At 57.5% G+C, this 22,211-nt stretch carries 21 protein-coding genes; 10 read left to right on the top strand and 11 right to left on the bottom strand.

Going from position 1 to position 22,211, the window contains the following annotated elements; all coding sequences use genetic code 11:
• Window position 1 precedes the first annotated feature (1 nt).
• Window positions 2-1,396, top strand: coding sequence for a 3'-5' exonuclease family protein (locus tag BQ9846_RS04395; protein ID WP_075879374.1), 1,395 nt, complete (start codon window positions 2-4; stop codon window positions 1,394-1,396).
• Window positions 1,397-1,410: 14 nt separating this feature from the next.
• On the opposite strand, the gene BQ9846_RS04400 is transcribed toward BQ9846_RS04395, so the two are convergent.
• The 3 genes from BQ9846_RS04400 to BQ9846_RS04410 form a co-directional block, all read right to left on the bottom strand.
• Window positions 1,411-2,241, bottom strand: a complete 831-nt coding sequence (locus tag BQ9846_RS04400) for an alpha/beta fold hydrolase (protein ID WP_075879375.1) — start codon at window positions 2,239-2,241, stop codon at window positions 1,411-1,413.
• Between the two features lie 67 nt (window positions 2,242-2,308).
• Window positions 2,309-2,983: a 7-cyano-7-deazaguanine/7-aminomethyl-7-deazaguanine transporter gene (locus BQ9846_RS04405; protein ID WP_075879376.1), complete on the bottom strand. Its 675-nt coding sequence runs from the start codon at window positions 2,981-2,983 to the stop codon at window positions 2,309-2,311.
• Between the two features lie 210 nt (window positions 2,984-3,193).
• Complete coding sequence (locus tag BQ9846_RS04410; protein WP_075879377.1) at window positions 3,194-5,104, bottom strand: propionyl-CoA synthetase; 1,911 nt, start codon at window positions 5,102-5,104, stop codon at window positions 3,194-3,196.
• A 293-nt stretch (window positions 5,105-5,397) separates the two neighbouring features.
• Between BQ9846_RS04410 and BQ9846_RS04415 the strand changes: the two genes are divergently transcribed.
• On the top strand, window positions 5,398-5,718 hold the full coding sequence (locus BQ9846_RS04415) for an ArsR/SmtB family transcription factor (protein ID WP_075879378.1): 321 nt from the start codon (window positions 5,398-5,400) through the stop codon (window positions 5,716-5,718).
• 32 nt (window positions 5,719-5,750) lie between these two features.
• On the opposite strand, the gene sohB is transcribed toward BQ9846_RS04415, so the two are convergent.
• Window positions 5,751-6,794 (bottom strand): protease SohB, encoded by a 1,044-nt coding sequence (gene sohB, locus BQ9846_RS04420; protein WP_075879379.1) that lies wholly within the window; start codon window positions 6,792-6,794, stop codon window positions 5,751-5,753.
• Window positions 6,795-6,927: 133 nt separating this feature from the next.
• Here sohB and BQ9846_RS04425 point away from each other — a divergent pair, with 133 nt between their 5' ends.
• A complete protein-coding gene (locus BQ9846_RS04425; RefSeq protein WP_075879380.1) occupies window positions 6,928-7,239 on the top strand; it encodes an SCP2 sterol-binding domain-containing protein in 312 nt (103 codons plus the stop codon).
• 91 nt (window positions 7,240-7,330) lie between these two features.
• On the opposite strand, the gene nudC is transcribed toward BQ9846_RS04425, so the two are convergent.
• The 4 genes from nudC to BQ9846_RS04445 form a co-directional block, all read right to left on the bottom strand.
• Complete coding sequence (gene nudC, locus BQ9846_RS04430) at window positions 7,331-8,116, bottom strand: NAD(+) diphosphatase (protein WP_075879381.1); 786 nt, start codon at window positions 8,114-8,116, stop codon at window positions 7,331-7,333.
• Window positions 8,109-8,837, bottom strand: coding sequence for a DNA polymerase III subunit epsilon (dnaQ, locus tag BQ9846_RS04435; RefSeq protein WP_075879382.1), 729 nt, complete (start codon window positions 8,835-8,837; stop codon window positions 8,109-8,111). Before dnaQ ends, nudC begins: the two co-directional genes overlap by 8 nt.
• Complete coding sequence (rnhA, locus tag BQ9846_RS04440) at window positions 8,837-9,307, bottom strand: ribonuclease HI (protein WP_075879383.1); 471 nt, start codon at window positions 9,305-9,307, stop codon at window positions 8,837-8,839. The genes dnaQ and rnhA overlap by 1 nt, the downstream gene beginning before the upstream one ends.
• 74 nt (window positions 9,308-9,381) lie before the next feature.
• Window positions 9,382-9,993, bottom strand: a complete 612-nt coding sequence (locus tag BQ9846_RS04445; RefSeq protein ID WP_235818902.1) for a class I SAM-dependent methyltransferase — start codon at window positions 9,991-9,993, stop codon at window positions 9,382-9,384.
• Between the two features lie 227 nt (window positions 9,994-10,220).
• Between BQ9846_RS04445 and gloB the strand changes: the two genes are divergently transcribed.
• The 6 genes from gloB to BQ9846_RS04475 are packed head-to-tail and all read left to right on the top strand — an operon-like array spanning window position 10,221 to window position 17,899.
• Complete coding sequence (gene gloB / locus BQ9846_RS04450; protein WP_075879385.1) at window positions 10,221-10,988, top strand: hydroxyacylglutathione hydrolase; 768 nt, start codon at window positions 10,221-10,223, stop codon at window positions 10,986-10,988.
• 26 nt (window positions 10,989-11,014) lie between these two features.
• On the top strand, window positions 11,015-12,214 hold the full coding sequence (locus BQ9846_RS04455; protein WP_075879386.1) for a transglycosylase SLT domain-containing protein: 1,200 nt from the start codon (window positions 11,015-11,017) through the stop codon (window positions 12,212-12,214).
• A gap of 37 nt (window positions 12,215-12,251) precedes the next feature.
• Window positions 12,252-14,150, top strand: coding sequence for an extracellular solute-binding protein (locus BQ9846_RS04460; protein ID WP_083651461.1), 1,899 nt, complete (start codon window positions 12,252-12,254; stop codon window positions 14,148-14,150).
• Window positions 14,151-14,173: 23 nt separating this feature from the next.
• Window positions 14,174-15,247, top strand: coding sequence for a microcin C ABC transporter permease YejB (locus BQ9846_RS04465; protein ID WP_075879387.1), 1,074 nt, complete (start codon window positions 14,174-14,176; stop codon window positions 15,245-15,247).
• Between the two features lie 2 nt (window positions 15,248-15,249).
• Window positions 15,250-16,311 carry an ABC transporter permease gene (locus BQ9846_RS04470; protein ID WP_422821876.1) on the top strand — a complete coding sequence of 354 codons (1,062 nt, stop codon included), beginning with the start codon at window positions 15,250-15,252 and terminating at the stop codon, window positions 16,309-16,311.
• Window positions 16,304-17,899: an ABC transporter ATP-binding protein gene (locus BQ9846_RS04475; RefSeq protein ID WP_075879389.1), complete on the top strand. Its 1,596-nt coding sequence runs from the start codon at window positions 16,304-16,306 to the stop codon at window positions 17,897-17,899. Before BQ9846_RS04470 ends, BQ9846_RS04475 begins: the two co-directional genes overlap by 8 nt.
• On the opposite strand, the gene BQ9846_RS04480 is transcribed toward BQ9846_RS04475, so the two are convergent.
• Together BQ9846_RS04480 and BQ9846_RS04485 are read right to left on the bottom strand one after the other, a co-directional pair.
• Window positions 17,896-18,600: a pseudouridine synthase gene (locus BQ9846_RS04480; protein ID WP_075879495.1), complete on the bottom strand. Its 705-nt coding sequence runs from the start codon at window positions 18,598-18,600 to the stop codon at window positions 17,896-17,898. The two genes, BQ9846_RS04475 and BQ9846_RS04480, sit on opposite strands and share 4 nt — an antisense overlap.
• The gene (locus tag BQ9846_RS04485) at window positions 18,600-19,415 is read right to left on the bottom strand and encodes an amidohydrolase (RefSeq protein ID WP_075879390.1); all 816 of its coding nucleotides are present in this window, start codon (window positions 19,413-19,415) and stop codon (window positions 18,600-18,602) included. The genes BQ9846_RS04480 and BQ9846_RS04485 overlap by 1 nt, the downstream gene beginning before the upstream one ends.
• Window positions 19,416-19,523: 108 nt before the next feature.
• Here BQ9846_RS04485 and rarD point away from each other — a divergent pair, with 108 nt between their 5' ends.
• Complete coding sequence (gene rarD, locus BQ9846_RS04490; protein WP_075879391.1) at window positions 19,524-20,441, top strand: EamA family transporter RarD; 918 nt, start codon at window positions 19,524-19,526, stop codon at window positions 20,439-20,441.
• On the opposite strand, the gene BQ9846_RS04495 is transcribed toward rarD, so the two are convergent.
• Complete coding sequence (locus BQ9846_RS04495; RefSeq protein ID WP_075879392.1) at window positions 20,424-22,073, bottom strand: methyl-accepting chemotaxis protein; 1,650 nt, start codon at window positions 22,071-22,073, stop codon at window positions 20,424-20,426. The genes rarD and BQ9846_RS04495 overlap by 18 nt on opposite strands.
• Between the last annotated feature and the right edge of the window lie 138 nt (window positions 22,074-22,211).

The raw sequence follows: 22,211 nt of genomic DNA on the forward strand, positions 1-22,211 counted from the left end.
CATGACCTCTTCTACCCTGATTTTTGTCGACGTCGAAACCACCGGCACACGGGCCACGCGCGATCGCATCACCGAAATCGCAGCGCTCAAAGTGGTTGAGGGCGATATCGTTGACCGCTGGACAAGCCTTATTTATCCCGAGGAGCGAGTTCCCTTCAATATCACCCAGTTGACGGGCATCAGTGACGCCATGCTCAGCGATGCTCCGCGTTTTGTCGATATCGCGTCTTCGCTTTATGAGTGGCTCGGTAACGCCCCGCTGGTCGCTCACAATGCGCGCTTTGACTTTGGTTTTCTACGCAATGAGTTCAAACGTGCCGGGCTGGATTACCGCTCTCCGCTTTTATGCACACTACGCTTATCACGTCGCATTGCGCCCCAAGAGCGTAAGCATAACCTGCCAGCACTACTGGCCCGTCATGGTATTTCGGCGATACGTCACCACCGCGCGGGGGATGACGTTGAAGCTTTGTGGTCGCTATGGCAAACCTGGCAAGCGCAGCACTCGCTTGAGGAGTGGGAACAGCTACTCGCCACCGAGAAGCGCCACCGCAGTCTTCCCGCCCACCTCGACTTGGAACGACTAGAGCAGCTACCCAAAACACCCGGGGTATATCTTTTTTACGGCCATAACGACCTCCCCCTTTACGTAGGAAAAAGCATCAACCTGCGTAGCCGTGTGCTCGGCCATTTTCAGCGCGACCACCAAGACGATAAAGAGATGCGCCTCGCGCAGCAGGTGCAGCGCGTGGAGTGGGAAGAAACCGCGGGGGACCTTGGTGCACAACTGCGCGAAGCGCAGCTGGTAAAAACCTTGATGCCGATTATGAACCGCCGATTGCGCAAACAGCGCCGGCTCACCGCTTGGCACTGGCCGGAAGGAGCCACACAGCCCACCTTGCTCGACGCCAACGCCATTGAGCTTGTAAAGGTCAACCTATACGGGCTTTTCCGTTCCGCCCGCGATGCCAAAAGCGCACTAAGACAGATCGCCGAAGAAGAGCGACTATGCCCCCTGGTTTTGGGCCTGGAAAAGGGCCAAGGTCGGTGCTTCGCTTACCAGATCGGCAAGTGCCGCGGGGCATGTTGCGGCCAAGAGACACTGGCAGAGCACACTCGGCGCGCCCAAAACGCACTCGCGCAGCTACAGGTTAGCGCCTGGCCTTGGCCGGGGCGCATTGCCATTAAAGAGCGCCACCCACACAGCCAACAGGTCGCGTATCACGTCGTCAATCAGTGGCGCTACTTAGGCACGGCAGAGAGTGAAACTGCCGCCGACGAATTGACCACAAGCAGCGCTGCCTTTGACTTAGATGCCTATCGCATTCTGACCCGCTTCTTGCGCGACCCAGCTTCACACGCCTTAGAGGTAGTGACGCTGTCGGATCCCGCCTAATGGATCACTAACGCCTATTTAGACTGCGACGCCAGAAATGCTTCCACTGCTTTTTGAAATGCTGCGGGTTGGTCGGCATGCAGCCAGTGTCCAGCGTTTTTCAACGTCACTACCCGCGCTTGGGGCAGCACTGCGCGAAGGGTGGGCAGCATGTCATCGCTGACATAGTGGGAATCTTCCCCTCTCAATACCAGCGTTGGCCCCTCATAGGGATTTTCACCTGCCGCCGGCTCGCCGATCACATCGTCATACCCTGCCATGATGGCATCCAGCCCGATACGTAGCGCCAGCACGCTCCCCTTTTCACTTTCACGCCGCTCCAGGTTGGTGGCCAAAAAAAGCCGCGTGGGGCGGTGGTCGACGTGCTTTGCCAGCAATTCATCCGCCTCACGTCGATTTTGCGGATGGCCGCGTTCCACTTCGCGCAGTGCGGCAAACACATCATCGTGCCCATGCCGATAGGCAACGGGAGCGATATCGGCTACCAGGAGCGAAGCGACGCGCTCGGGTGCTAAACGCGCCAGGCTAATCGCCACTTTCCCCCCCATGGAATGGCCCAGGATATGGGCTCGCTCCACTCCGAGACGATCCAAGAGCGCGAGCACATCGTCGCTCAAGGTTACGTAGGCCATTCCCTTTGCGTGGGGTGAGCGGCCATGATTACGCAAATCCACAGCGATCACACGGCGTTGTGATTGCCATACTTTCAGGTGCGAGCGCCAGTTATCCGCACTGCCCAACAAGCCGTGGATCACTACTAAGGGCAAAGCGTCACTCGCCGCTGAGTCCCTCTCGGCAGGTCCGGCATCCAGATAGTGCAGTTCAACGGGGGAAGCGTTAGACATAAAAACTCCTGGCATCTTCGCTTTTAGACTCATGTTGGCCAAGGCTTATTGCTTGGCCATGACCTGATTATGACACAGCAGGGCGCGGCTCAGCGTCGCGATGCCCTGTCCACACCACTAAGCGGCGCGTTAACCATGCCAACAGCACGCCGTATAAGGGCAAGAAAAACAGCAGGCTAATGCCGAGTTTAATCACGTAATCCACCAGTGCTATCTCCACCCAATTGGCCGCCATGAAAGGATCCGGGCTTTGATAAAACGCCGCCGAGAAAAACGCTAGCGTATCGGCGAAATTGCCCACAATGGTTGAACATACAGGCGCTACCCACCAGCTCCACTGGCGCAAGCGGTCAAATACTTGCACATCCAACAGTTGACCCAGCACGTAGGCTAAAAAGCTGGCAATGGCGATGCGGGCAACAAATAGGTTCACTTCACCGAGGCCGGCTAAACCCACATATTCGCCACGGGGAAAAATAACGGAAATCAGATACGAAATGACCAACGCAGGCAGCATGACACGCACAATAATGGCGCGAGCAGGCTCTTTACCAAAGAGCCGAACGGTTAAATCCGTGGCGAGAAAGATAAACGGAAAGCTGAAAGCTCCCCAGGTGGTATGCCAACCGAAAAGCGTAAACGGCAGCTGAACCAAGTAGTTACTCGCGGCGATGATGCCGATATGAAACGCTACCATTACGAGAAGGCAGCGACGGTACTGAGCGTCGGTTAACGCGAACATAGGTGGGGTATCCTTTTTGGTTAAGTGAAAGAGGGGTAAGGGAACCCTCTGCGCCCAAAACAGGCAGCGCGGGCATTATACGCACCTCTCTTTTGGATTCCACCTTTCGTAGAACCAAGGTTTTTATGTGGAATTGGCAAAGATTGAACGATAACGGTATAAAAAAGCCGCCGAGAACATCGGCGGCTTCGTAGCGCATCAAAGCGGGCTTTATACCGGTGTAGCTTTATCCGACGCCCCAACCGCGCGATCACGCATAGCGCCGTGCACATCCTCCAAGCTGGTAGGGTCGTCAATGGTCGATGGCACACCAAACTCTTTACCGTCGGCAATGTTGCGCAAAAGCTTACGCAAAATTTTACCGGAGCGCGTTTTAGGCAATCGGCTCACGACCAGTACCTGCTTGAAGCAAGCAATCGGGCCAATTTGATCGCGAACCCGTGCAATCAGCTCACTCTCCAGCGTGGCTTCGTCACCGTCAAAACCGTCTTTGGGGATCACCAGCCCAACCGGGAGCTGCCCTTTTAGCTCATCGTGAATACCAATCACCGCGCACTCCGCCACCGCAGGATGGGCACCCACTACTTCCTCCATCTCACCGGTAGAGAGGCGATGCCCGGCAACGTTGATCACATCATCCGTGCGCCCCATGATGAAGAGGTAACCGTCTTCATCGATGTAGCCACCATCACCGGTTAAGTAGTAACCAGGAAACGCTGCCATGTAGGCGCTATGGAAGCGCTGAGGATCGCCCCATACGCCGACCAAGCAGCCCGGCGGCATTGGCTGTTTAATCACCACGCTGCCCTGCTCCATGGGTCCCGTCTGTTCGCCGTCCCGGTCGAGAATTTGCACGTTAAAGCCCGGCACAGGCACGGTCGCCGAGCCGGCTTTGGTTGGCATCGGCTCAAGACCCGGTAGGTTAGCGGCGATGGGCCAGCCGGTTTCGGTTTGCCACCAGTGATCAATCACCGGCACATCGAGCAGATCATCCAACCAGTGGAACGTGGGCGGATCGAGTCGCTCCCCCGCCAAATAGAGGTTTTTCAAACTGCTGATATCGTACTGTTCTAGCAGCTTGGCATCGGGATCTTCTTTTTTGATCGCCCTGAAGGCAGTCGGCGCGGTAAAGAAGCTTTTTACCCTATACTCTTCAATCAGCCGCCAGAAAGCGCCGGCATCCGGCGTTTTGACCGGTTTACCTTCGTACACCACCGTGGTGCAGCCGCGCAGCAGAGGCGCATAAACGATATAGGAGTGACCCACGACCCAGCCAACATCGGACGCGGAGAAGAACACATCGCCCGGCTCGACGTCGTAAATAACCTCCATCGAGTACGCCAGCGCGACGGCATAGCCGGCCGTATCCCGCACCACTCCTTTGGGTTTACCCGTGGTGCCGGAGGTATAAAGCACGTAGAGCGGGTCGGTGCCCTTTACCGGGACGCAATCAGTGTAGGGTGCTTTTTCGACCAGCGCTGCCCAATCGTGATCGCCTTCCTTTAGCTCTGCACGCTGCTCTTCACGCTGATAGACCACACACGCTTCAGGCTTGTGTTCGCTCTGCTCAATCGCTTGGTCAATAATGGGTTTATAAGGCAGGACTTTATTCACTTCGACGCCGCAAGAGGCAGCGACCACGACTTTCGGTTTTGCATCATCAATGCGCACGGCCAGTTCGTGAGGCGCAAAGCCGCCAAACACCACCGAATGAATCGCTCCAAGGCGCGCGCAGGCATACATCGCCACTAGCGCTTCGGGAATCATGGGCATATAGATGACCACACGATCGCCCTTCTCAACGCCAAGCTCTTGCAGGGCACCGGCAAAGTAAGCAACCCGATCACGCATTTCCGCAAAGGTAATGGTGGCTTTTTTATCGGTGACCGGCGAGTCCCAGTAGACCGCCGGCTGCTCGCCACGCCCTTGCTCCACGTGGTAGTCAAGTGCTGCGTGGCAAATGTTCATTTCACCATCGTCGAACCAGCGCGCGTGCTGCTGGTCGTCGTAGGACAGAATCGTCGACGGCTGGGTAAACCATGGGATGCGCTTGGCTTGCTCCGCCCAGAACGCTTCCGGCTGCTGCGTTGCTTGCTGAAATTCTTGTTGATAACGGCTCATAGGTGCCCTATCTGTCAGTGCTGGTCTACGGTGAAGGCGCCACATAAATGGCAGCGTTGATGTAATTGTTGACACTTTATAAAGGAAACGGGGAAAAAGCCGTCATACTATGGGCTAAATGGCGACTAAAGACGTACAAAATCACACACATTGTCAACAAACATGCGTTTCACTACCATTGATTAACCGTTAACCAGCCGTTTGGACAAGGCTTGCTAAATTACCGAACATTACATAACCGTTAACATAAGACATAAAAGAGCGCGTTGTATCGCCTAGGCCAGGAGAATCCCATGCCCCCTTCCCATAGCGCCGCCACTGATTTGCTGGCCCATAATGGCCGTGCCATTGAGCAGGCTACGTCGTTATTGAAAGCCATGGCGAATGAAAAAAGGCTGCAAATCGTGTGTCTACTGTTAGAGAAGGAGCTGTCGGTGACACAGATAAACCAGCAGTTAGCGCTGAGTCAGTCAGCGCTTTCGCAGCATCTTGCCATTTTACGCCGCGAGAACCTGGTCAATACGCGGCGTGAATCGCAAACCATTTACTACTCGCTGACAAGCGACGGAGCAAAAGCCATTGTCGAAACACTAGCGACAAGGTTTTGCCGCTAGTGGCTACGTTTCATTCAGGCCTGTCATACCGCTTATTGCTTGTACCAGCGTGATGCTTCCAACACGCCCAGCGTTTTTACACCCGCCCGCTCAATGCCATGGGAGACCGCTTGCCCTAGCTTTCGGCTTAAGGTTTGCGGCGGCTCCAACGCAACGCTCATTACCTTAGCCTTCTGCATCCGCTCAAATAGGTAAGCTTCACTGGTTTGCACGCTGTCGATCAGTTTGAGTTCTACCGCTTCACTGCCGTACCAGATCTCTCCGGTCGCGAGAGTATCAATATCCATTTGCGGACGACGCTCGGCCACATGCGCTTTAAAAAGCCGGTGCGTATTTTCCAGGTCATCCATAAATTTCTCGCGCCCTTCCTCGGTGTTTTCGCCCAACACGGTCAATGTGCGCTTGTACTTGCCCGCGGTTAAAAGCTCGACATCGATATCATGGCGCTTCAGTAGCCGATGGATATTGGGCACTTGCGCGACCACGCCAATCGAGCCGATCACGGCGAAAGGCGCCGCTTTAATATGGGTGGCGCTGCACGCCATCAGGTAGCCGCCGCTTGCCGCCACCTTATCGATACATACCGTGGTCTTTAGACCCGCGTCTCTCAATCGATCGACCTGAGCGGCCGCCAGCCCGTATGCATGCACGAGCCCACCTCCCGACTCCAAGCGCACCACGACTTCATCGTTGGCCTCTGCCACATCGATAATCGCAGAGACTTCCTCGGCAAAGTGCTCGGTCGCGGAGGCTCTGATATCGCCATGAAAATCCAGCACCCAGACGCGCTGATGATCGCCCTCGTCACTCTTTTTTGACGCGTTTTTTTCCCGCGTTTTATCGTCCCGGCGAAAAGCCTTCATGAGTTTTTTGCGTTGATTCGGCGCGGAGGCGGCCATTTTCAACCGCCGCCGACGGTAGCGGCGCTGATCATTCAGTGTATCAATGCGCAGCGTGAAGGCTTGATCCGCCCCCTCTTTCGCCCGCATCACCAGCACCACAGCGATACCGATTAATCCCACCACCACTAACGTTTGGAGCAAAAAGGTTCCTTGCTCGATTATCCACTCGCTCACAGGCTATCTCCTCATTGAGTCATGGCCACTATTTTATGACCTTTCTTAAGCTGGAGGTGATCCACACTTGATTAAAACATATGTTTGAAATACCCTCATCATCAGCGACTCTACATCAAAGGATGCACTACCCATGTCATCAACCACGCTAGAAAAGCTAAAAAGCCGGTTTAACCCCGAAGCGGCAAAAGGCATGAACGAGGTTTTTCAGTTTCACTTTTCCGATGCCGGTGATTACTACTTGCATATCGACGACGGCAATCTCGATATTCAGGAAGGTGAACACGATGACCCTTCGGTCAGCCTAAGCCTGACCACCGACACGCTCAAAGGCATCATGAGCGGTGAGATTAACGGTATGACGGCATTTATGACGGGTAAGCTCAAAGCCACGGGCAACGTCATGCTCGCTACCAAGCTGACATCGCTCTTCCCTAGCCGCTAAACCTGACGCCCAAGTCGGGCCATCCCCTAGCGAACTCACGGCGCCGAGAGAGCCTAAACGGGCGCCGTTTTCCAGCTACTTGTGCCTATGCTTATTGCTGCCACTTTTCAAGATGCACTTCGATAAGCTCGCGGGAGATGGAGTACGGTGGCGGTAAGGCGGGAAGCTTACGCGGCGAGAACCAGGCGGCATCCGCGATTTCAACGCCATCAATGCGGATGCGCTTGGTGGTCGCTTCGGCAAAAAACCCCAGCATCAACGAATGGGGAAAAGGCCACGCCTGGCTCTGATAGTAGCGCAGCTGATCAATATGCACGCCGACCTCTTCAAATACCTCGCGGTGAACGGCCTCTTCGGCCGATTCGCCGGGCTCGATAAAGCCCGCAAGGGTGGAGTAACGCCCCGGTGGAAAACGCGGGCTGCGTGCCAACAACAACGACTCACCACAAGTCACCAGCGTGATAATACACGGCGAAATACGCGGATAATTGCGATGGCCGCAGGCGTGGCAGTGCATGGCAAACTCGGCTTCAAGCCGGGTGGCGTGCGCACCACAGCGGCCGCAGAAGCGGTGATTCTCTAACCACGCCCCCACCTGAAGAGCGGTTGAAAGCAAACTAAACCACCGGCTGGGTAGCTCGGCCATCCACTGTCGACCGTCGATCCACCCCTCTTCCGGCCGCGTAACTACTTTGAGCGCCACCGGCTCGTCATCCCAGTAGCAAAGTGGCTGCATGCTGGCATCCCAAGGTTGCCAAGGCTGTAGCGGTGTATGTGGCTCACCGTGAGTGGGTAAAACAGCGGGCGCCAGCTTGCTCTTGGCTAACACGATAACGCGACCGGCACTTTCCTGCGTGGGGATATCGCGTTTAAGCATGGGCATCCTCAGGCCAACGCAGTTGGTGCGCTTCGCACTTGGCGATGTGGGCTTTTTGCTCCGCCTCGCTTGGGCGGATAACGCGCAACTGCCCCGGCGTTAGCGCTAAACGCTGAATGGAAAGACCTTGGTGAGCCCCACTGCTTTCATCGCTATGTTGGCTGCCTGAATCCAGCGTGAGCGCGGTTTGCCCCCCGGTCATCGAGAGATAAACCTCGGCTAGAATCTCGGCATCCAGCAACGCCCCGTGCAGAACGCGATGACCGTTATCGATATCGTAGCGTTTGCACAACGCATCAAGGTTGTTGCGCTGGCCAGGATGTTTCTGCCGCGCCATGTCCAGGGTATCGAGAATGCCGCAGTAATCAGCTACCGGGCCGAGCACCGGTGAGCCACGCTTCTGGTTGAGCATGGCAAGCTCGTGATCGATAAAGCCGACGTCAAACGCCGCGTTATGAATCACAAGCTCCGCCCCTTGGATAAACTCCCAAAACGCATCGGCCACTTCGGCAAAGACCGGCTCGTTAGCCACGCGCTCATCATCAATGCCGTGGACGGCCACCACCTCGGCATCGATGTGCCGCTCTGGGTTAATATATTGGTGGTAAGTTCGCCCGGTAAAGCGGCGATTCACCATCTCAATCGCACCGATCTCGACCAACCGATGCCCTTGTTTGGGGTCGATACCCGTTGTCTCAGTATCGAGCACTATTTGGCGCATCAGGCTCTCCTTTCAATGTGCTCGTCAATGGCGGTATTGGCGAGCGCATCCGCTTTCTCATTACCCGGATGCCCGCTGTGACCTTTCACCCAGTGCCACTGGATTTGGTGACGCTGGGTTTCTTCGTGCAGTGCCTGCCACAGCTCGGCATTTTTCACCGGCTGTTTGGCGGCGGTTTTCCAGCCGCGCTTTAACCAATTATGAATCCACTGCGTGATCCCTTGGCGCACGTACTGCGAATCGGTCCACAGTGCCACCTCGCAGGACTGATTCAGCGTGCGCAGTGCCATAATGGCGGCCATGAGTTCCATGCGGTTATTGGTGGTTAGCGTTTCGTAGCCATACAGCGTTTTTTCATGCTGCCCGCTTTGTAACACCACGCCCCACCCGCCAGGACCCGGGTTCCCTCGGCAAGCGCCATCGGTGTACACCGTCACATGCGGCCGGCGCTGCTCTGCTTCGTTACTCAACGCTTGGTTTCCTCGTCGTGATTACCCGGCTTGTACCGGGACTTTTTGTGCTGATCCGGCTTTTGACCGACACGCTACGCTGCCGAACTGTTACCGCGCGCAAGCCCCAGTGAGTGCGATGCAGTGCTGGGCGTCGCGCCAAATTTTACCCGCTGAGACGGGGATTGGGGTTGCTTACGCTGGGCTTGAAGCACATAACTCTCGCCGACCGGCACATTGAGTCGTCGCCCCCACGCTTCCAATACTTCACGACAACGTGGCTTTTTTGTCGAACAAAAAAGAGGGCAGTGAAAGCCGCAATAGTCTACGCGCTCCACGGTAAAGTCGACAAATGCCAGCCATTCAGTCAGGCGTGATACCGGGTGGCGTTGCGTGTGGCTCCCACTTTTGCCCCAGCGACCCGGTACAAACCGCCGTGTAAGGTGATGAACGCTGAGCGGGTTAAAGCCAAAAATGATCAAAATACCGTGGTCCGCCGTCACCCTTGCGGCTTCGTGCAGGGTTTGCTCTGCGTTTGGTAGATGCTCTAACCAGTGGTGAATAATAGTCATTTCCAAACAAGCATCCGGCAGCGCCAGCTCGCTCGGCGGGCAGATAAGGCTCGTCGGCCGCTGCGCTTGGTCGCGCGTGGGCACCCACTCAATCGTATGCGACGCGGCGCTCCCATCCAGCAACGCGGGGCTCATGCTCATCTCCAGGCAGTGCCCTCTGCTGTGCTCTTCAGCCACCGGGCCAAGGCAAGCACGCTGTGCGTCATTCAACGCTTTACCGGCACTAGACGTCCAAAAGCGCTGGCTCCGTACGAGCCGCTCCTTTAGTGCATCAGCCGTGGGGGAATTTGACATAAACAGCGTGTACCTCCAAAGTAACGGCTTTTTGACGTCGTCAATACCCAGATCTAAAGGATCCTCGCATGCTGAGCGTGACACCCATTCCCGCCTTAAGCGACAACTATATTTGGTTGCTACGACAAGATGCCAGCCCCAGCGTTTGCGTCGTGGATCCCGGTGAAGCGGCCCCGGTGATCGAGCTCTTAGAGCGCGAATCGCTGACCCTGGAAGCCGTATTGATCACCCATCATCACCCTGACCATACGGACGGACTTGATCAACTGATCAAGCGCTACTCTCCCCGTGTGATTGGCCCCGACAATCCGTCGATCAAAGGGATCAGCGAGCCGGTAGGCGAAGGGGACGAGATCCGCGTCATGGGGCGTTTGTTTGACGTCATGGCAACGCCGGGGCATACCCTAGACCATATTAGTTTTTTCACCGCAGGGATACCGCCGCTGCTTTTTTGTGGCGATACCCTCTTTTGCGCTGGCTGCGGTCGCCTGTTTGAAGGCACGCCCGAGCAGATGCACGCCTCGCTTAAACGCCTTGCCGCCCTGCCCGAAGATACGCTTGTCTTTGCCGGGCATGAGTATACCCAGGCCAATTTACGCTTTGCGCGTGAAGCCGACCCGGAAAACGAAGAGGTCAAGCACGCACTTCAGGAGTGCGAAAAAGCGCGTGCGCTGGAGCGACCCACGCTACCTAGCACGATAGGACGCGAGCTGAACATCAACCCTTATTTGCGCGTAAGCACCTCAAGTGTGCGCCAAGCAGCAAGCAACGAAGGGTCAGCCGATGATGACCTCGCAACGTTTACCACTCTGCGCGAGTGGAAAAACCGTTTTTAGTCAACTATCGAAGACTCACAACGCTTATGACCCATCGCACCCTTCGTCAACGCTTGTCTTTAAGCGCCGGCGGCAGTGTCATCGCCGCCCTTTTACTTTGCGCTTCCACACAAACTTTCGCTTCAGCGCCTGATTCAACTTTCTCAGCAAAGTCGCCCCCCCCCGCTGGAGCACCCTCTTCTGCAGGCACCTCCCACTTTTGGGACGCGCTAGCGCTGCAACCGCAAAATGCGTGGAGCCAGTTGCGTAACAGTTTTGAGTGGCAAGAGCTGTCTCTCTCCTCGCACGCCCAGGCGCGCGTCGACAAGTGGATTGAGTATTACCGTTCTAGCCCCGAGAACATCGCCACCATTACCCAGCGCGCAGCGCCTTGGCTAGCCTGGATCATCCAGCAAATCGGTGCGCGCAATCTTCCCGGTGAAATCGCGCTAATCCCCTTTATCGAGAGTTCCTTTGACCCCAGTGCGCGTAGCCACCGAGGCGCTGCAGGGCTATGGCAATTCATGCCGGGAACAGGGGATGCCCTGGGCTTGGTGCGAAATGGCCATTACGATGGGCGTTTAGACGTGGTGAGATCGACACAAGCCGCGCTGGATTATATTGAGATGCAGGCCGACCAATGGTATGAAGGCGATATTGCGCTTTCACTCGCGGCTTACAATGCCGGTGCCGGCACGGTTAACCGAGCAGTGCGCAACGCCCAGCGCCAAGGCAAGCGCGGCGAGTACTGGGATCTGCGCTTACCCAATGAAACCATGCAATACGTGCCTAAGCTTCACGCCATTGCCGCCATTATCGCCGACCCCGAGCGCTACAACGTCAGCCTGCCTGAGATAGCGCTAGAGCCCGCCTTTGCCAAGGTAAAACTGCAACACCCGCTCACGCTGCGCGAAGCGTCGCGCCTTTTAGACGTGGAGCAGTCGGCGCTCACCGAACTCAATCCCGGGCTTCTTAACGGTGCCATCGACCCGCGCAGCGCGCAAACGCTGTTAGTGCCCAACGAAGCGAGCCAAGAGGTCATCGCCAAGCTATCCCAGGGCGACACCCAGAGCGAGCAGAGCGTTGCTACCGCCCCAGATACCTACCGTGTGGTACAAGGCGACAATCTCTCCACCATCGCGGCCCGATATAACCTAAGCCCGCAGCAGATCGTGCGTTTAAACGCGATCAAGCGCCCTGATGCTTTACAACCGGGGCAGCTTTTGACACTTTCAGAAGACACTTAAGTCTTAGGTGTAAAGCCGCTCAGGTAACGGGAAACGCATGAAACAGACTCTTAGCGCGTCGTTCGTTAGGCCAGTTAAATCACACCGATGGTGGCAAATTGGCGTGCTGTTGGTCAGCTTATGGGGCCTCAAGCCTGCGCTGGCCGACCTTACCGATCACGAGGACAGCGTCGAAACCCGCCACGCGCTCGCCCTTTACGACACGCCGGCACTGCCCGAAGACTTCACTCACTTCCCCCACGTCAACCCCGACGCCCCGCCAGGGGGAAGCATGACCCGCACCGCCGCCGGCGGCAGCTTCGACTCCACCAATCCGTTTATTATTCGCGGCACCCCGGCAAGCGGAATAGCGCAGATCTACGACACGCTGATGGTGAGCAACCCCAATGAGCCTTTTAGCCTTTATGGGCTGCTGGCGAGCGGTGTCCGCCTTGACCCGGAGCGAAAATGGATCGAATTCGACCTCCGCCCCGAGGCACGCTTTCACGATGGCGAACCGGTGACCGCGGACGATGTCGTTTTCAGCCTCGATATACTCCGCGAGGAGGGCAATCCTTTCTACCGCAACTACTACGCCGGCGTGGAGGACGCCGTTGCCCTTGATGACCATCGGGTGCGTTTTCGCTTAAACGATACCGACTCCCGCGAGCTTCCCTTGATTGTCGCGCAAATCCCCATCTTGCCGCGCCACTACTGGGAGTCGCGCGACTTCACCGCCCCGACGCTGGATAAACATCCCGGCTCGGGTCCGTACCGCATCGAGACCGTTGACCCGGGGCGGCGTATCGGCTTTAAGCGCGATGATCACTACTGGGGGAAAGACCTCCCGGTCAACGTCGGGCGCTTTAACATGGATCACTTGATCTATGACTACTACCGCGATCGCGACATCGCCTGGGAGGCGTTCAAGGCGGGCCTCGTGGACTTTCGCATTGACGCTCGCGCCGCCACCTGGGCCATTGGCTATGACTTCCCTGCCTACCACGACGGCCTGATCGAGCGCATCACCATTCCCGATGTCAGCCCTTCTACCATGCAAGCTTTCATTTATAACTTGCGCAAGGAGAAGTTCGCCGACCCAAAGGTGCGCGAAGCGCTGAGTCTGACATTTGATTTTCCCTGGCTAAACACCAACATCTTCTACGGCGCCTACCAGCGCACCGAGAGCTTTTTCCAAAACTCTGAAATGGAAGCCACCGGCTTACCTAGCGACGCCGAGCGCGCGTTGCTGGCCCCCTTTCGCGAAGAGCTAATCGATTCCCACGGCTCCGATAAGCTTTTCACCCAACCGCTACCCATCGAGCAGCCCCAAGCGTTTCGCGAGCGGCTACGCCGCGCGCTGACACTGCTGCGGGAAGCCGGCTATCACGTAGAGGGGCAACGTTTGGTCCACCAGGAGAGTGGCGAACCTCTTTCGCTTGAAGTGTTGCTTTACGACTCGGGACTTGAACGCGTCGTCCAACCGATGCTGCGCAATATGGCCCGCCTGGGCGTGACAACCTCGCTGCGCATCGTCGATATCAACCAGTACCTCAACCGTCTACGCAGTTTTGATTTCGACATGGTCATCGGCCAGTTCCCGCAGTCAAATAACCCGGGCAATGAGCAACGGGATTACTGGACCAGCGAGGCGGCAAAGCAACCCCAAAGCCGCAACCTCATGGGGCTTTCTCACCCCGCGGTGGATCACCTAGTAGAAAAGATCATTAGCGCTAGCGACCGGGAGGCGCTTAATACCGCCACTCACGCCCTTGACCGCGTGCTGCGCTGGGGGTTTTATGTCATACCCCACTACCACTCGGGCGAAACGCGTATCGCCGTATGGGATAAATTTGAGTATCCCGAACCGTTACCGCAATATGCCATGGATTTCGATGCTTGGTGGGTCGATACTGAGCGCGAAGAGACGCTCAAGAGCCGCCGCAGCGGTCGCTGACATTTGCCGAAGGAGCCGCCGCCGTGGCGCGTTATACCTTACGCCGACTACTACTGATGATCCCTACGCTGGTCGGCATCATGCTGCTCAACTTTATCATCGTGCAAGCCGCTCCCGGCGGGCCAATCGACCAGATGTTGGCGCGCTTTGAAGGCGCTAATGCCATGGCCAGTACGCGCCTGGACATGGGCGGTGGCGACGTGCAGGTCAGCGATGATTCGCGTGGCGCCCGGGGTGTCGACCCGCGTTTCATCGAACAGTTAGAGCAGCAGTTTGGCTTTGACGAACCCGCCCACGTGCGTTTTCTCGGCATGATGGGGGATTACCTCACCTTCGATTTTGGCACCAGCTTCTTTCGTGACCGGCCGGTGGTTGATTTGATGCTGGAGCGCCTCCCGGTTTCTATCTCACTAGGGCTTTGGACCACGCTACTGGTGTATCTCATCTCGATCCCGCTGGGCATACGCAAAGCGCTCAAGCATGGATCAAAGTTCGACGTCTGGACATCGGGGCTGGTGATTGTCGGCTACGCCATTCCCGGTTTTTTGTTTGCGATTTTGCTCATTGTGCTGTTTGCCGGCGGCACCTACCTCGACTGGTTCCCCTTGCGCGGGCTCACCTCTCCGGATTTCGATCAACTCTCCACCTGGGGCAAGGTCAAAGACTACTTTTGGCACATCACCCTGCCGGTCATTGCCGCCTCAATTGGCAGTTTCGCCACGCTGACAATGCTGACCAAAAACAGCTTTTTGGATGAAATACATAAACAGTACGTGCTCACCGCGCGGGCCAAAGGCGCCGACGAGCGGCGCATTCTGTACGGCCACGTGTTTCGCAATGCGATGCTGATCATTATCGCCGGCTTACCCGCCGCCTTGGTAGGCATCTTCTTTACCGGCGCACTACTGATCGAGGTGATCTTTTCGCTCGATGGCCTAGGACTACTCGGGTTCGAGGCCGTGATGCAGCGCGACTATCCGGTGATCTTCGGCACGCTTTTCCTTTATACGCTGATTGGCCTTTTGCTGAAGCTGGTCTCTGATTTGACCTATGTGTGGGTCGACCCACGCATCGACTTTGCCACTCGGGAGTCATGACCGTGTCGCCGATTACCCGTCGCCGTCTCGCCGCCTTTCGTGCCAACCGCCGCGCCTATGTCTCGCTGTGGCTGTTTGGCGTGCTCTTTGTCGTGAGTCTTTTCGCCGAGTTGATCGCCAACGACAAGCCCATCGTCATGCAGTACGACGGCCGTTGGTACGTGCCGCTTCTGGTCGACTATCCGGAAACCGAGTTTGACGGCTTTCTGCCTACCCGTACCGATTACCTGGACCCGTTCATACAAGCGCAGATTCGCGACAATGGCTGGGCGCTTTGGCCGCCGATCCCGTTCGCCTACCAGACCTTGGACATGCACATGACGCGCCCGTCCCCAGCGCCACCGGATAGCCGCCATTGGCTGGGCACCGACGACCAGGGCCGCGATGTGCTCGCCCGCGTGATCTACGGTTTTAGACTCTCCGTGGCGTTTGCCCTGGTCCTCACCGCCGGCTCTTTGGTGATGGGCGTGCTATTTGGCGGCATCCAGGGCTATTTCGGCGGCAAGGTCGATTTGATCGGCCAGCGCGTGACCGAGATCTGGTCGGGGCTGCCGGTGCTGTTTCTGCTGATTATTCTGGCGAGCTTCGTGCAACCGGGGTTTTGGTGGCTATTGGGTATTATGCTGCTTTTTTCGTGGCTGGGGCTTGTCGATATCGTGCGCGCTGAGTTTCTGCGCGCGCGCAACCTCGAATACGTGCGGGCCGCCAAAGCCATGGGGTTGCCCTCACGGCTGATCATGTGGCGCCATGTGCTCCCTAACGCCATGGTGGCCACGCTCACCTTTATCCCCTTTATCTTCACCGGCGCCATCGGCACCCTGACCGCGCTGGATTTTCTCGGTTTCGGCCTCCCCCCCGGCGCACCGTCGCTGGGTGAGCTCGCGGCGCAAGGTAAAAACAATCTGCACGCACCGTGGCTTGGGATCACCGCCTTTATGACCCTCGCGATTATGCTGTCGCTCTTGGTATTTATCGGCGAGGGGCTGCGCGACGCGTTCGACCCGCGCCACGTCAAGCCACGCCCGGCAGCCGTTCCCGCCGCGCAGGAGGTGCCCCATGGATAAACAACCCGCGGGCGATAAGCTCTTGTCAGTCAAGCACTTGAGCGTTGATTTTGACGGCACCACGGTAGTGGACGGGTTGAGCTTTGACGTTAACGCTGGCGAAACACTGGCCTTGGTGGGCGAGTCTGGCTCGGGAAAGTCCGTGACCGCCCTGGGGGTGATGAACCTACTGGCCGACAACGCCCGCGTTAGTGGTGAGCGCACTCTGATGGGTACCCACCTCGATCAGCTTAAACGCCCCCAGTGGAATGCCATTCGCGGCCATCAAGTCGGGTTTGTGTTTCAAGAGCCGATGACATCGCTCAACCCCCTGCACCGCATCGGCAAGCAGATTGGCGAAACGCTTAAACTGCACCAGGGCCTAAGCGGCCGCGAGGCGCGAGAGCGTGCCAAAGGGCTGCTTGAGCAGGTCAAACTCCCTCGGGCGGAAGAGCTTTTGGATGTCTGGCCCCACCAGCTTTCCGGGGGACAGCGCCAGCGGGTGATGATCGCCATGGCGATTGCCAATCACCCTAAGCTTTTGATCGCCGACGAGCCCACGACCGCGCTGGACGTGACCGTTCAGCAGGAGATTCTTACCCTGTTGCGCGAACTGCGCGACCGCCACGGCATGGGGATGCTGTTCATTACCCATGACCTTAACCTCGTGCGTGCCCATGCTGACCGCGTGTGCGTGCTGTACCAGGGCCAAGAGCAGGAGAGCGGCACTGTCGAGCGGGTCTTTAAGGCCCCGCAAAGCGACTACACGAAAGCACTGATCGCAGCGGAGCCCGAAGGCCGCCCCGCCCCGGTGGGCCGGCTATCACCACGGCTTACCGCCAAACAGCTCAGCGTCAGCTTCCAGCGCCCTAAAGCCGGGCTTTTCCGCCCCTCGCCTCCCCCTTTTGAAGCGGTCAAGCCCACCGATTTATACGTCGCCCCGGGTGAAACCTTGGGCATTGTGGGGGAGTCTGGCTCTGGCAAGACAACACTCGCCTCGGCGATCATGCGGCTTGTCGAGAGCCGGGGTGAGATCACCTTGGGGGATGACACCTTAAGCGCGCTCTCGGGTAAGGCGTTAAGAAAAGCGCGGCATCGCTTTCAAATGGTATTTCAAGACCCTTACGGCGCGCTCTCGCCACGGATGTCGGTATTCGACATCATCAGCGAAGGCTTGCGTTTTCATTTCCCGACCCTCTCGCTTGCCGAGGTCGGCGAGCGCGTTCACCAAACCCTAGCGGAAGTCGGGCTCTCCGAGCGCGTGGCCGCGCGCTATCCGCATGAATTTTCTGGCGGACAGCGCCAGCGTATCGCCATCGCCCGCGCCATTATTCTGGAACCTGAGCTTTTGGTACTCGATGAGCCCACCTCGGCGCTAGATCGCAGCGTGCAGAAGCAGATGGTCACGCTCCTGCGCGGCCTGCAGTCAAAGCGCAAGCTAAGTTATCTGTTTATAAGCCACGATCTCGCGGTGGTACGCGCCATGGCCCACCGCATTATGGTGCTGAAAGAGGGGGAAGTCCTGGAGGCCGGCCCCTGCGAAGAGGTGCTCAAAGCCCCGCAGCATGCCTACACCCAGCGGCTTGTGAGTGCCGCACAGCTCACCTAGAAAAGCGCGATTTCATCCGCTGTCAGTTCGCGCCACTCGCCGGGCGCAAGCGTCGCATCCAAGGTAAGCTCTCCAATTGAGACGCGGTGTAGCGATTCAACGCGGTTACCCAGTGCCGCGAACATGCGCTTGACTTGATGATAGCGCCCTTCGGTAATGGTCAGTTCCGCTGTCGTCGGGGTTAGCATGTTGAGCGTTGCCGGTTTCGTCGGCGCCTCTTCACCCTCTAGCAGTAACCCCTGTGCTACTTGCTCTTCCGCGCGCTGCGCGGCCGGACCCTCCAGTGGCGATGCCAGAGTAGCGTGATACACCTTAGCGCAGCGGTGCTTGGGCGAGGTAATACGGTGCGCCCATTGGCCATCGTCGGTTAACAGCAGTAGCCCGGTGGTATCGACGTCGAGCCGACCCACCGGCTGTAAGCGCTCCGCTTTGGGCAAATCAATCAAATCCACGACGCGGGGATAAAGCCCGCGCCGGGCACTACACTCCACATCGAGTGGCTTATGCAGCATCACGTAGCGCAGGCCGATTAGCGCCAAGGGCTCGCCCTGCCACGTCACGCGATCGCTTTCGGGATCAATCTGCGTGGCGGCTTGCTTGATGGCCTTGCCATTAAGCTCCACCTCGCCGTTTTTGAGCGCACGTTTGGCTAAACTGCGCGTTAATGGCGTGGTTTCGCTCAAAAAGCGGTCAAGGCGCATCATTGGCCCACTCCCGGCAATAATTCAAAGCGATCGGCATCTTGCCAAGCGGGAAACTTCTCACGAAATTTTGCCAACTCGTCAAGGTCCAGCGTGCCGGTTTCGACAAACGCTTCCCCCTCCTGCCGGTCGATCACGGGCTCGCCCTTGAAATCCACCAGCATCGAGTCACCGCTATACGCGATACCCTTGGCATCTTCGCCCACCCGGTTGACGCCAATCACGTAGCTCAGGTTCTCGATCGCCCGCGCCTGCAGCAGCGTACGCCAAGGCTGGCGACGAGGCGCGGGCCAGTTGGCCACGCACAAAAGGGCATCGTACTCAAAGTGCTCCTCCTCGCCGGGCTGCTGGCGCAGCCACACGGGAAAGCGCAAGTCGTAACAGACGCTGAGCAAAATTCTCACGCCTTTGTAGCTCACCACCTTGCGGGTTTCCCCCATGTCGTAGCGCTCGTGTTCGCCGGCCATGCGGAAAAGGTGGCGCTTATCGTAAAGGGTCATCTCGCCGTCGGGTGTGGCCCAGATCAAGCGATTGTAATAGTGACCGCCCTCCTCGATCGCGACACTGCCGGTCATCACACAGCCCCGTGCTTTGGCCTGGGCCTGAAGCCAGGCCACGGTTTGGCTGTCGGCCATGGGCTGGGCATGCTCGCGAGAGTTCATGGTAAAGCCGGTGGAGAACATCTCGGGCAGTACCATCACGTCGGTATCACGCCCATCCTTCTCGCCAAGAAGCGTCTCCAAATGGCGGTGATTGGCCGCGGGATCTTCCCAGCGGAGATCGCACTGCACCAAGCTGGTGGTTAGCTGACGCATGGGTCGCCTCCTTTATTGTCGCCATGGCTCGTCTTGTATCGTTAGTGTGCTAGATTAGCATTTTTTCACGCCCTTTTTTCACATATACCGGTTATCAACGAGGCCACCATGTCAGCTTTGCCACCCCCTGTACGCGACCCAGAAGCCGTCAAAGGCGTGGGGTTTGGCTTGACCGCTTACTTGATGTGGGGCTGCTTTCCGCTCTTTTTCGCTCTCTTCCAAGGCGTACCGGCGTTTGAAATTTTGATCCACCGGATTTTATGGTCGTGCCTATTTTTGATCGGTTTGATCAGCCTGCTTAAACGCTGGCCGCCGGTGGTCGCGGCCCTGAGCAAGCCCAAGCGGCTTGGGCGAGTGCTCGGCTGTGCGCTGCTGATTGGGCTCAACTGGGGGGTCTATATCTACGCGGTGGAAACCCAGCAGGTGCTTCAAGCGAGCCTGGGTTATTTTTTAACCCCGCTGGTGAACGTGGCACTGGGGATATTGGTGCTGCGTGAGGTCATGGCGCGTTTGCAGCTCATCGCCTTGGGGCTTGCCACCTTGGCCATTGGCATCCAGTTTGCGCTACTCGGAGAGATGCCGTGGCTGAGTTTGATTCTGGCTTTCTCGTTTGGCACCTACGGGCTTTTCCGCAAACAAGTGCCGCTCGACGGTCTATCGGGGCTTTTTGTCGAAACCCTACTGCTGCTGCCGCTTGCGCTGATTGCCTTTAGCTGGCTGAGCCTATCAGGGCTTTCACACTTCGCGGCAGAGCTCGACACAACGGCGCTACTCATCGGCAGTGGTGTCATTACCGCCCTGCCGCTGATGGCTTTCGCCGGCGCGGCCCGGCGCCTACGGTTGGCAACGCTGGGGTTCTTGATGTACCTCAACCCCAGCATCCAGTTCATTATCGCGCTCAGTGTCTTCCATGAACCGCTTTCCACCGTGCAACTGGTGAGCTTTTTACTCATCTGGACAGGCCTTGCGCTTTACTCCTACTCGGCCTGGTATCAGTCTCACGCGCGATTAGCGACTGCTCGGTAGCGCCTTGGCTTTGGCCTTACCTTGATCATCTTGGGTGATCAGGGCATCAAGGTTGGCACTTTCCGGCTGGTAGCCTACGCGGAAACCGCCCCAATGCTTACCGTTAACGTACACCGGCACCGAGAGGTCATGCATGATTTCGCCGGTATCGCGCTTGTAGGTCTGCAGCAGTAGCGTTTTTTCGTGCGTGCCACAGCGTCTGCCGGTGGGGTCATCGAAAATGCGCTTGCTGCGGCAAAACTTCAGGTCGTGGTCATAATCGCCGGTCGGTTTGCGACTGCTGGCTTGGTTATGCGTGGGCACGTAGCCATTACGGTCGCAGACAATCGCATAGCTAAGCCCAAACGACTTCAGCATGGGCTCTTGTAGCGCGGGCAAGTGACGATCGGTAAAGTCATCAAACGCGGTTTTATACATCGGCGGATTGGTGCCCGGGATTTTTTCGTAGCGTGGCTCAAAAAGTCCCGACTGAGACAGTTCGCCGCGCTTTATTCCTTGCTCGAATAACTTCCCTATCTGATCGGCGGTCTCTCTTGCCACATGGAAGACTTGCTGATGCCGGCCATTGAGACGCTGCTGGGCCAGTTCACCGTCCACGCCCTCCGCGGCTGCCATTAATTCTCGCGCCTGCTTGGCCAGGTCGTGCATATCGCGGTTGCCTTCATCAACATCCACCTCAAGCTGGCGCAGGTTATCGGCCACCGTTTGGCTATGTTGCCGGGTATTCTCCATGGCGTCGGCGACGCTGGTGATTTCGCTATGCACCTGGTCAAAATCATTGGTGATGTTCACCAGGCTGTTGCCCACGCCGCGAATACCCTCGGAGCGTTCGCTAATACGCGACATCAAATGCCCCATGGTGCCCACCACGCTTTTACCGCTCAGGTGCATATCCTTGACCAGCTCGTCGACGTTTTGCGTGGCGTTTGAGGTTTTGAGCGCCAGGTTGCGCACCTCGCCTGCGACCACCGCGAAGCCACGCCCATGCTCACCGGCACGCGCAGCTTCAATGGAGGCGTTAAGCGAGAGCAGGTGCGTTTGCTCGGCGATACCCTCGATCAGCGACGTCACATCGCGAACGCGCTCAATTTTATCGTTTAGGGAGTTCAGCGCCTCGAGTGCCTGCTCCGAGCGCTCGGCGATTTGCATCATTTCATCGATGACTTCATCGAGCTCGCTGCGGTTATGATGGCTGGCATCCCGCGCGCTGTCGGCAAGCGTCGCCACCTGGCTGGCGCTAGAGGAGACCTGCATGATAGCGGCGTTGATCGCGCTCATGCTCGCAGAGGCGTCGCGCGCCATGGCTTCTTGCTTATCCAGACGCTGATCCATCAGATCAGCGTAGTGAGACACTTCCGCCGAGGCGATAGCGGTGCTGCTGGCGCGCTGCATCAGGCGATACGCCATGTTGCGCAGCGAACGGTAGTCGCGCACCGGCCACAGCCAAGAGCGATAGCGGGCAAGCGCTCCACGCCCCGAGTAATACACCGCCAAATTGCCGCTAAAGACCCAGGCCGCACCGCCGAGCGCGGCCAGCACTAGCCCGGCGTAGCTCCAAAGCCCCCCCAGCACCTGCGCGCCCACCGCCAGTAAAAAGCACCCCAGCGCTGCCAAAATAGAAAGTAATCGCATAGCGTCTCTTTACCCTTTTATTATTGAAGCGTGTTATCGCGATACGTTGAAGCCAGCGCCCATACCAGAGCACCGGATGCCTTAGCATCCGGTAATGAGCTTAACGCGTTGTTATAGGGAAATAAGTAGCACTTTGGG

Origin of the sequence: Vreelandella massiliensis (assembly GCF_900155385.1) — a bacterium.
In the GTDB taxonomy this organism is placed as follows: domain Bacteria; phylum Pseudomonadota; class Gammaproteobacteria; order Pseudomonadales; family Halomonadaceae; genus Vreelandella; species Vreelandella massiliensis.

Excerpts from the sequence above, each read along its gene's own strand:
- rarD (WP_075879391.1), top strand. The coding sequence starts at position 19,524 with ATGTCAGCTTTGCCACCCCCTGTACGCGACCCAGAAGCCGTCAAAGGC.
- BQ9846_RS04475 (WP_075879389.1), top strand. The coding sequence starts at position 16,304 with ATGGATAAACAACCCGCGGGCGATAAGCTCTTGTCAGTCAAGCACTTG.
- gloB (WP_075879385.1), top strand. The coding sequence starts at position 10,221 with ATGCTGAGCGTGACACCCATTCCCGCCTTAAGCGACAACTATATTTGG.
- BQ9846_RS04455 (WP_075879386.1), top strand. The coding sequence starts at position 11,015 with ATGACCCATCGCACCCTTCGTCAACGCTTGTCTTTAAGCGCCGGCGGC.
- BQ9846_RS04485 (WP_075879390.1), bottom strand. The coding sequence starts at position 19,415 with ATGCGTCAGCTAACCACCAGCTTGGTGCAGTGCGATCTCCGCTGGGAA.
- BQ9846_RS04425 (WP_075879380.1), top strand. The coding sequence starts at position 6,928 with ATGTCATCAACCACGCTAGAAAAGCTAAAAAGCCGGTTTAACCCCGAA.
- BQ9846_RS04410 (WP_075879377.1), bottom strand. The coding sequence starts at position 5,104 with ATGAGCCGTTATCAACAAGAATTTCAGCAAGCAACGCAGCAGCCGGAA.
- BQ9846_RS04405 (WP_075879376.1), bottom strand. The coding sequence starts at position 2,983 with ATGTTCGCGTTAACCGACGCTCAGTACCGTCGCTGCCTTCTCGTAATG.
- BQ9846_RS04480 (WP_075879495.1), bottom strand. The coding sequence starts at position 18,600 with ATGCGCCTTGACCGCTTTTTGAGCGAAACCACGCCATTAACGCGCAGT.
- BQ9846_RS04395 (WP_075879374.1), top strand. The coding sequence starts at position 2 with ATGACCTCTTCTACCCTGATTTTTGTCGACGTCGAAACCACCGGCACA.
- BQ9846_RS04495 (WP_075879392.1), bottom strand. The coding sequence starts at position 22,073 with ATGCGATTACTTTCTATTTTGGCAGCGCTGGGGTGCTTTTTACTGGCG.
- BQ9846_RS04445 (WP_235818902.1), bottom strand. The coding sequence starts at position 9,993 with ATGAGCCCCGCGTTGCTGGATGGGAGCGCCGCGTCGCATACGATTGAG.
- BQ9846_RS04400 (WP_075879375.1), bottom strand. The coding sequence starts at position 2,241 with ATGTCTAACGCTTCCCCCGTTGAACTGCACTATCTGGATGCCGGACCT.
- dnaQ (WP_075879382.1), bottom strand. The coding sequence starts at position 8,837 with ATGCGCCAAATAGTGCTCGATACTGAGACAACGGGTATCGACCCCAAA.
- BQ9846_RS04415 (WP_075879378.1), top strand. The coding sequence starts at position 5,398 with ATGCCCCCTTCCCATAGCGCCGCCACTGATTTGCTGGCCCATAATGGC.
- BQ9846_RS04460 (WP_083651461.1), top strand. The coding sequence starts at position 12,252 with ATGAAACAGACTCTTAGCGCGTCGTTCGTTAGGCCAGTTAAATCACAC.
- nudC (WP_075879381.1), bottom strand. The coding sequence starts at position 8,116 with ATGCTTAAACGCGATATCCCCACGCAGGAAAGTGCCGGTCGCGTTATC.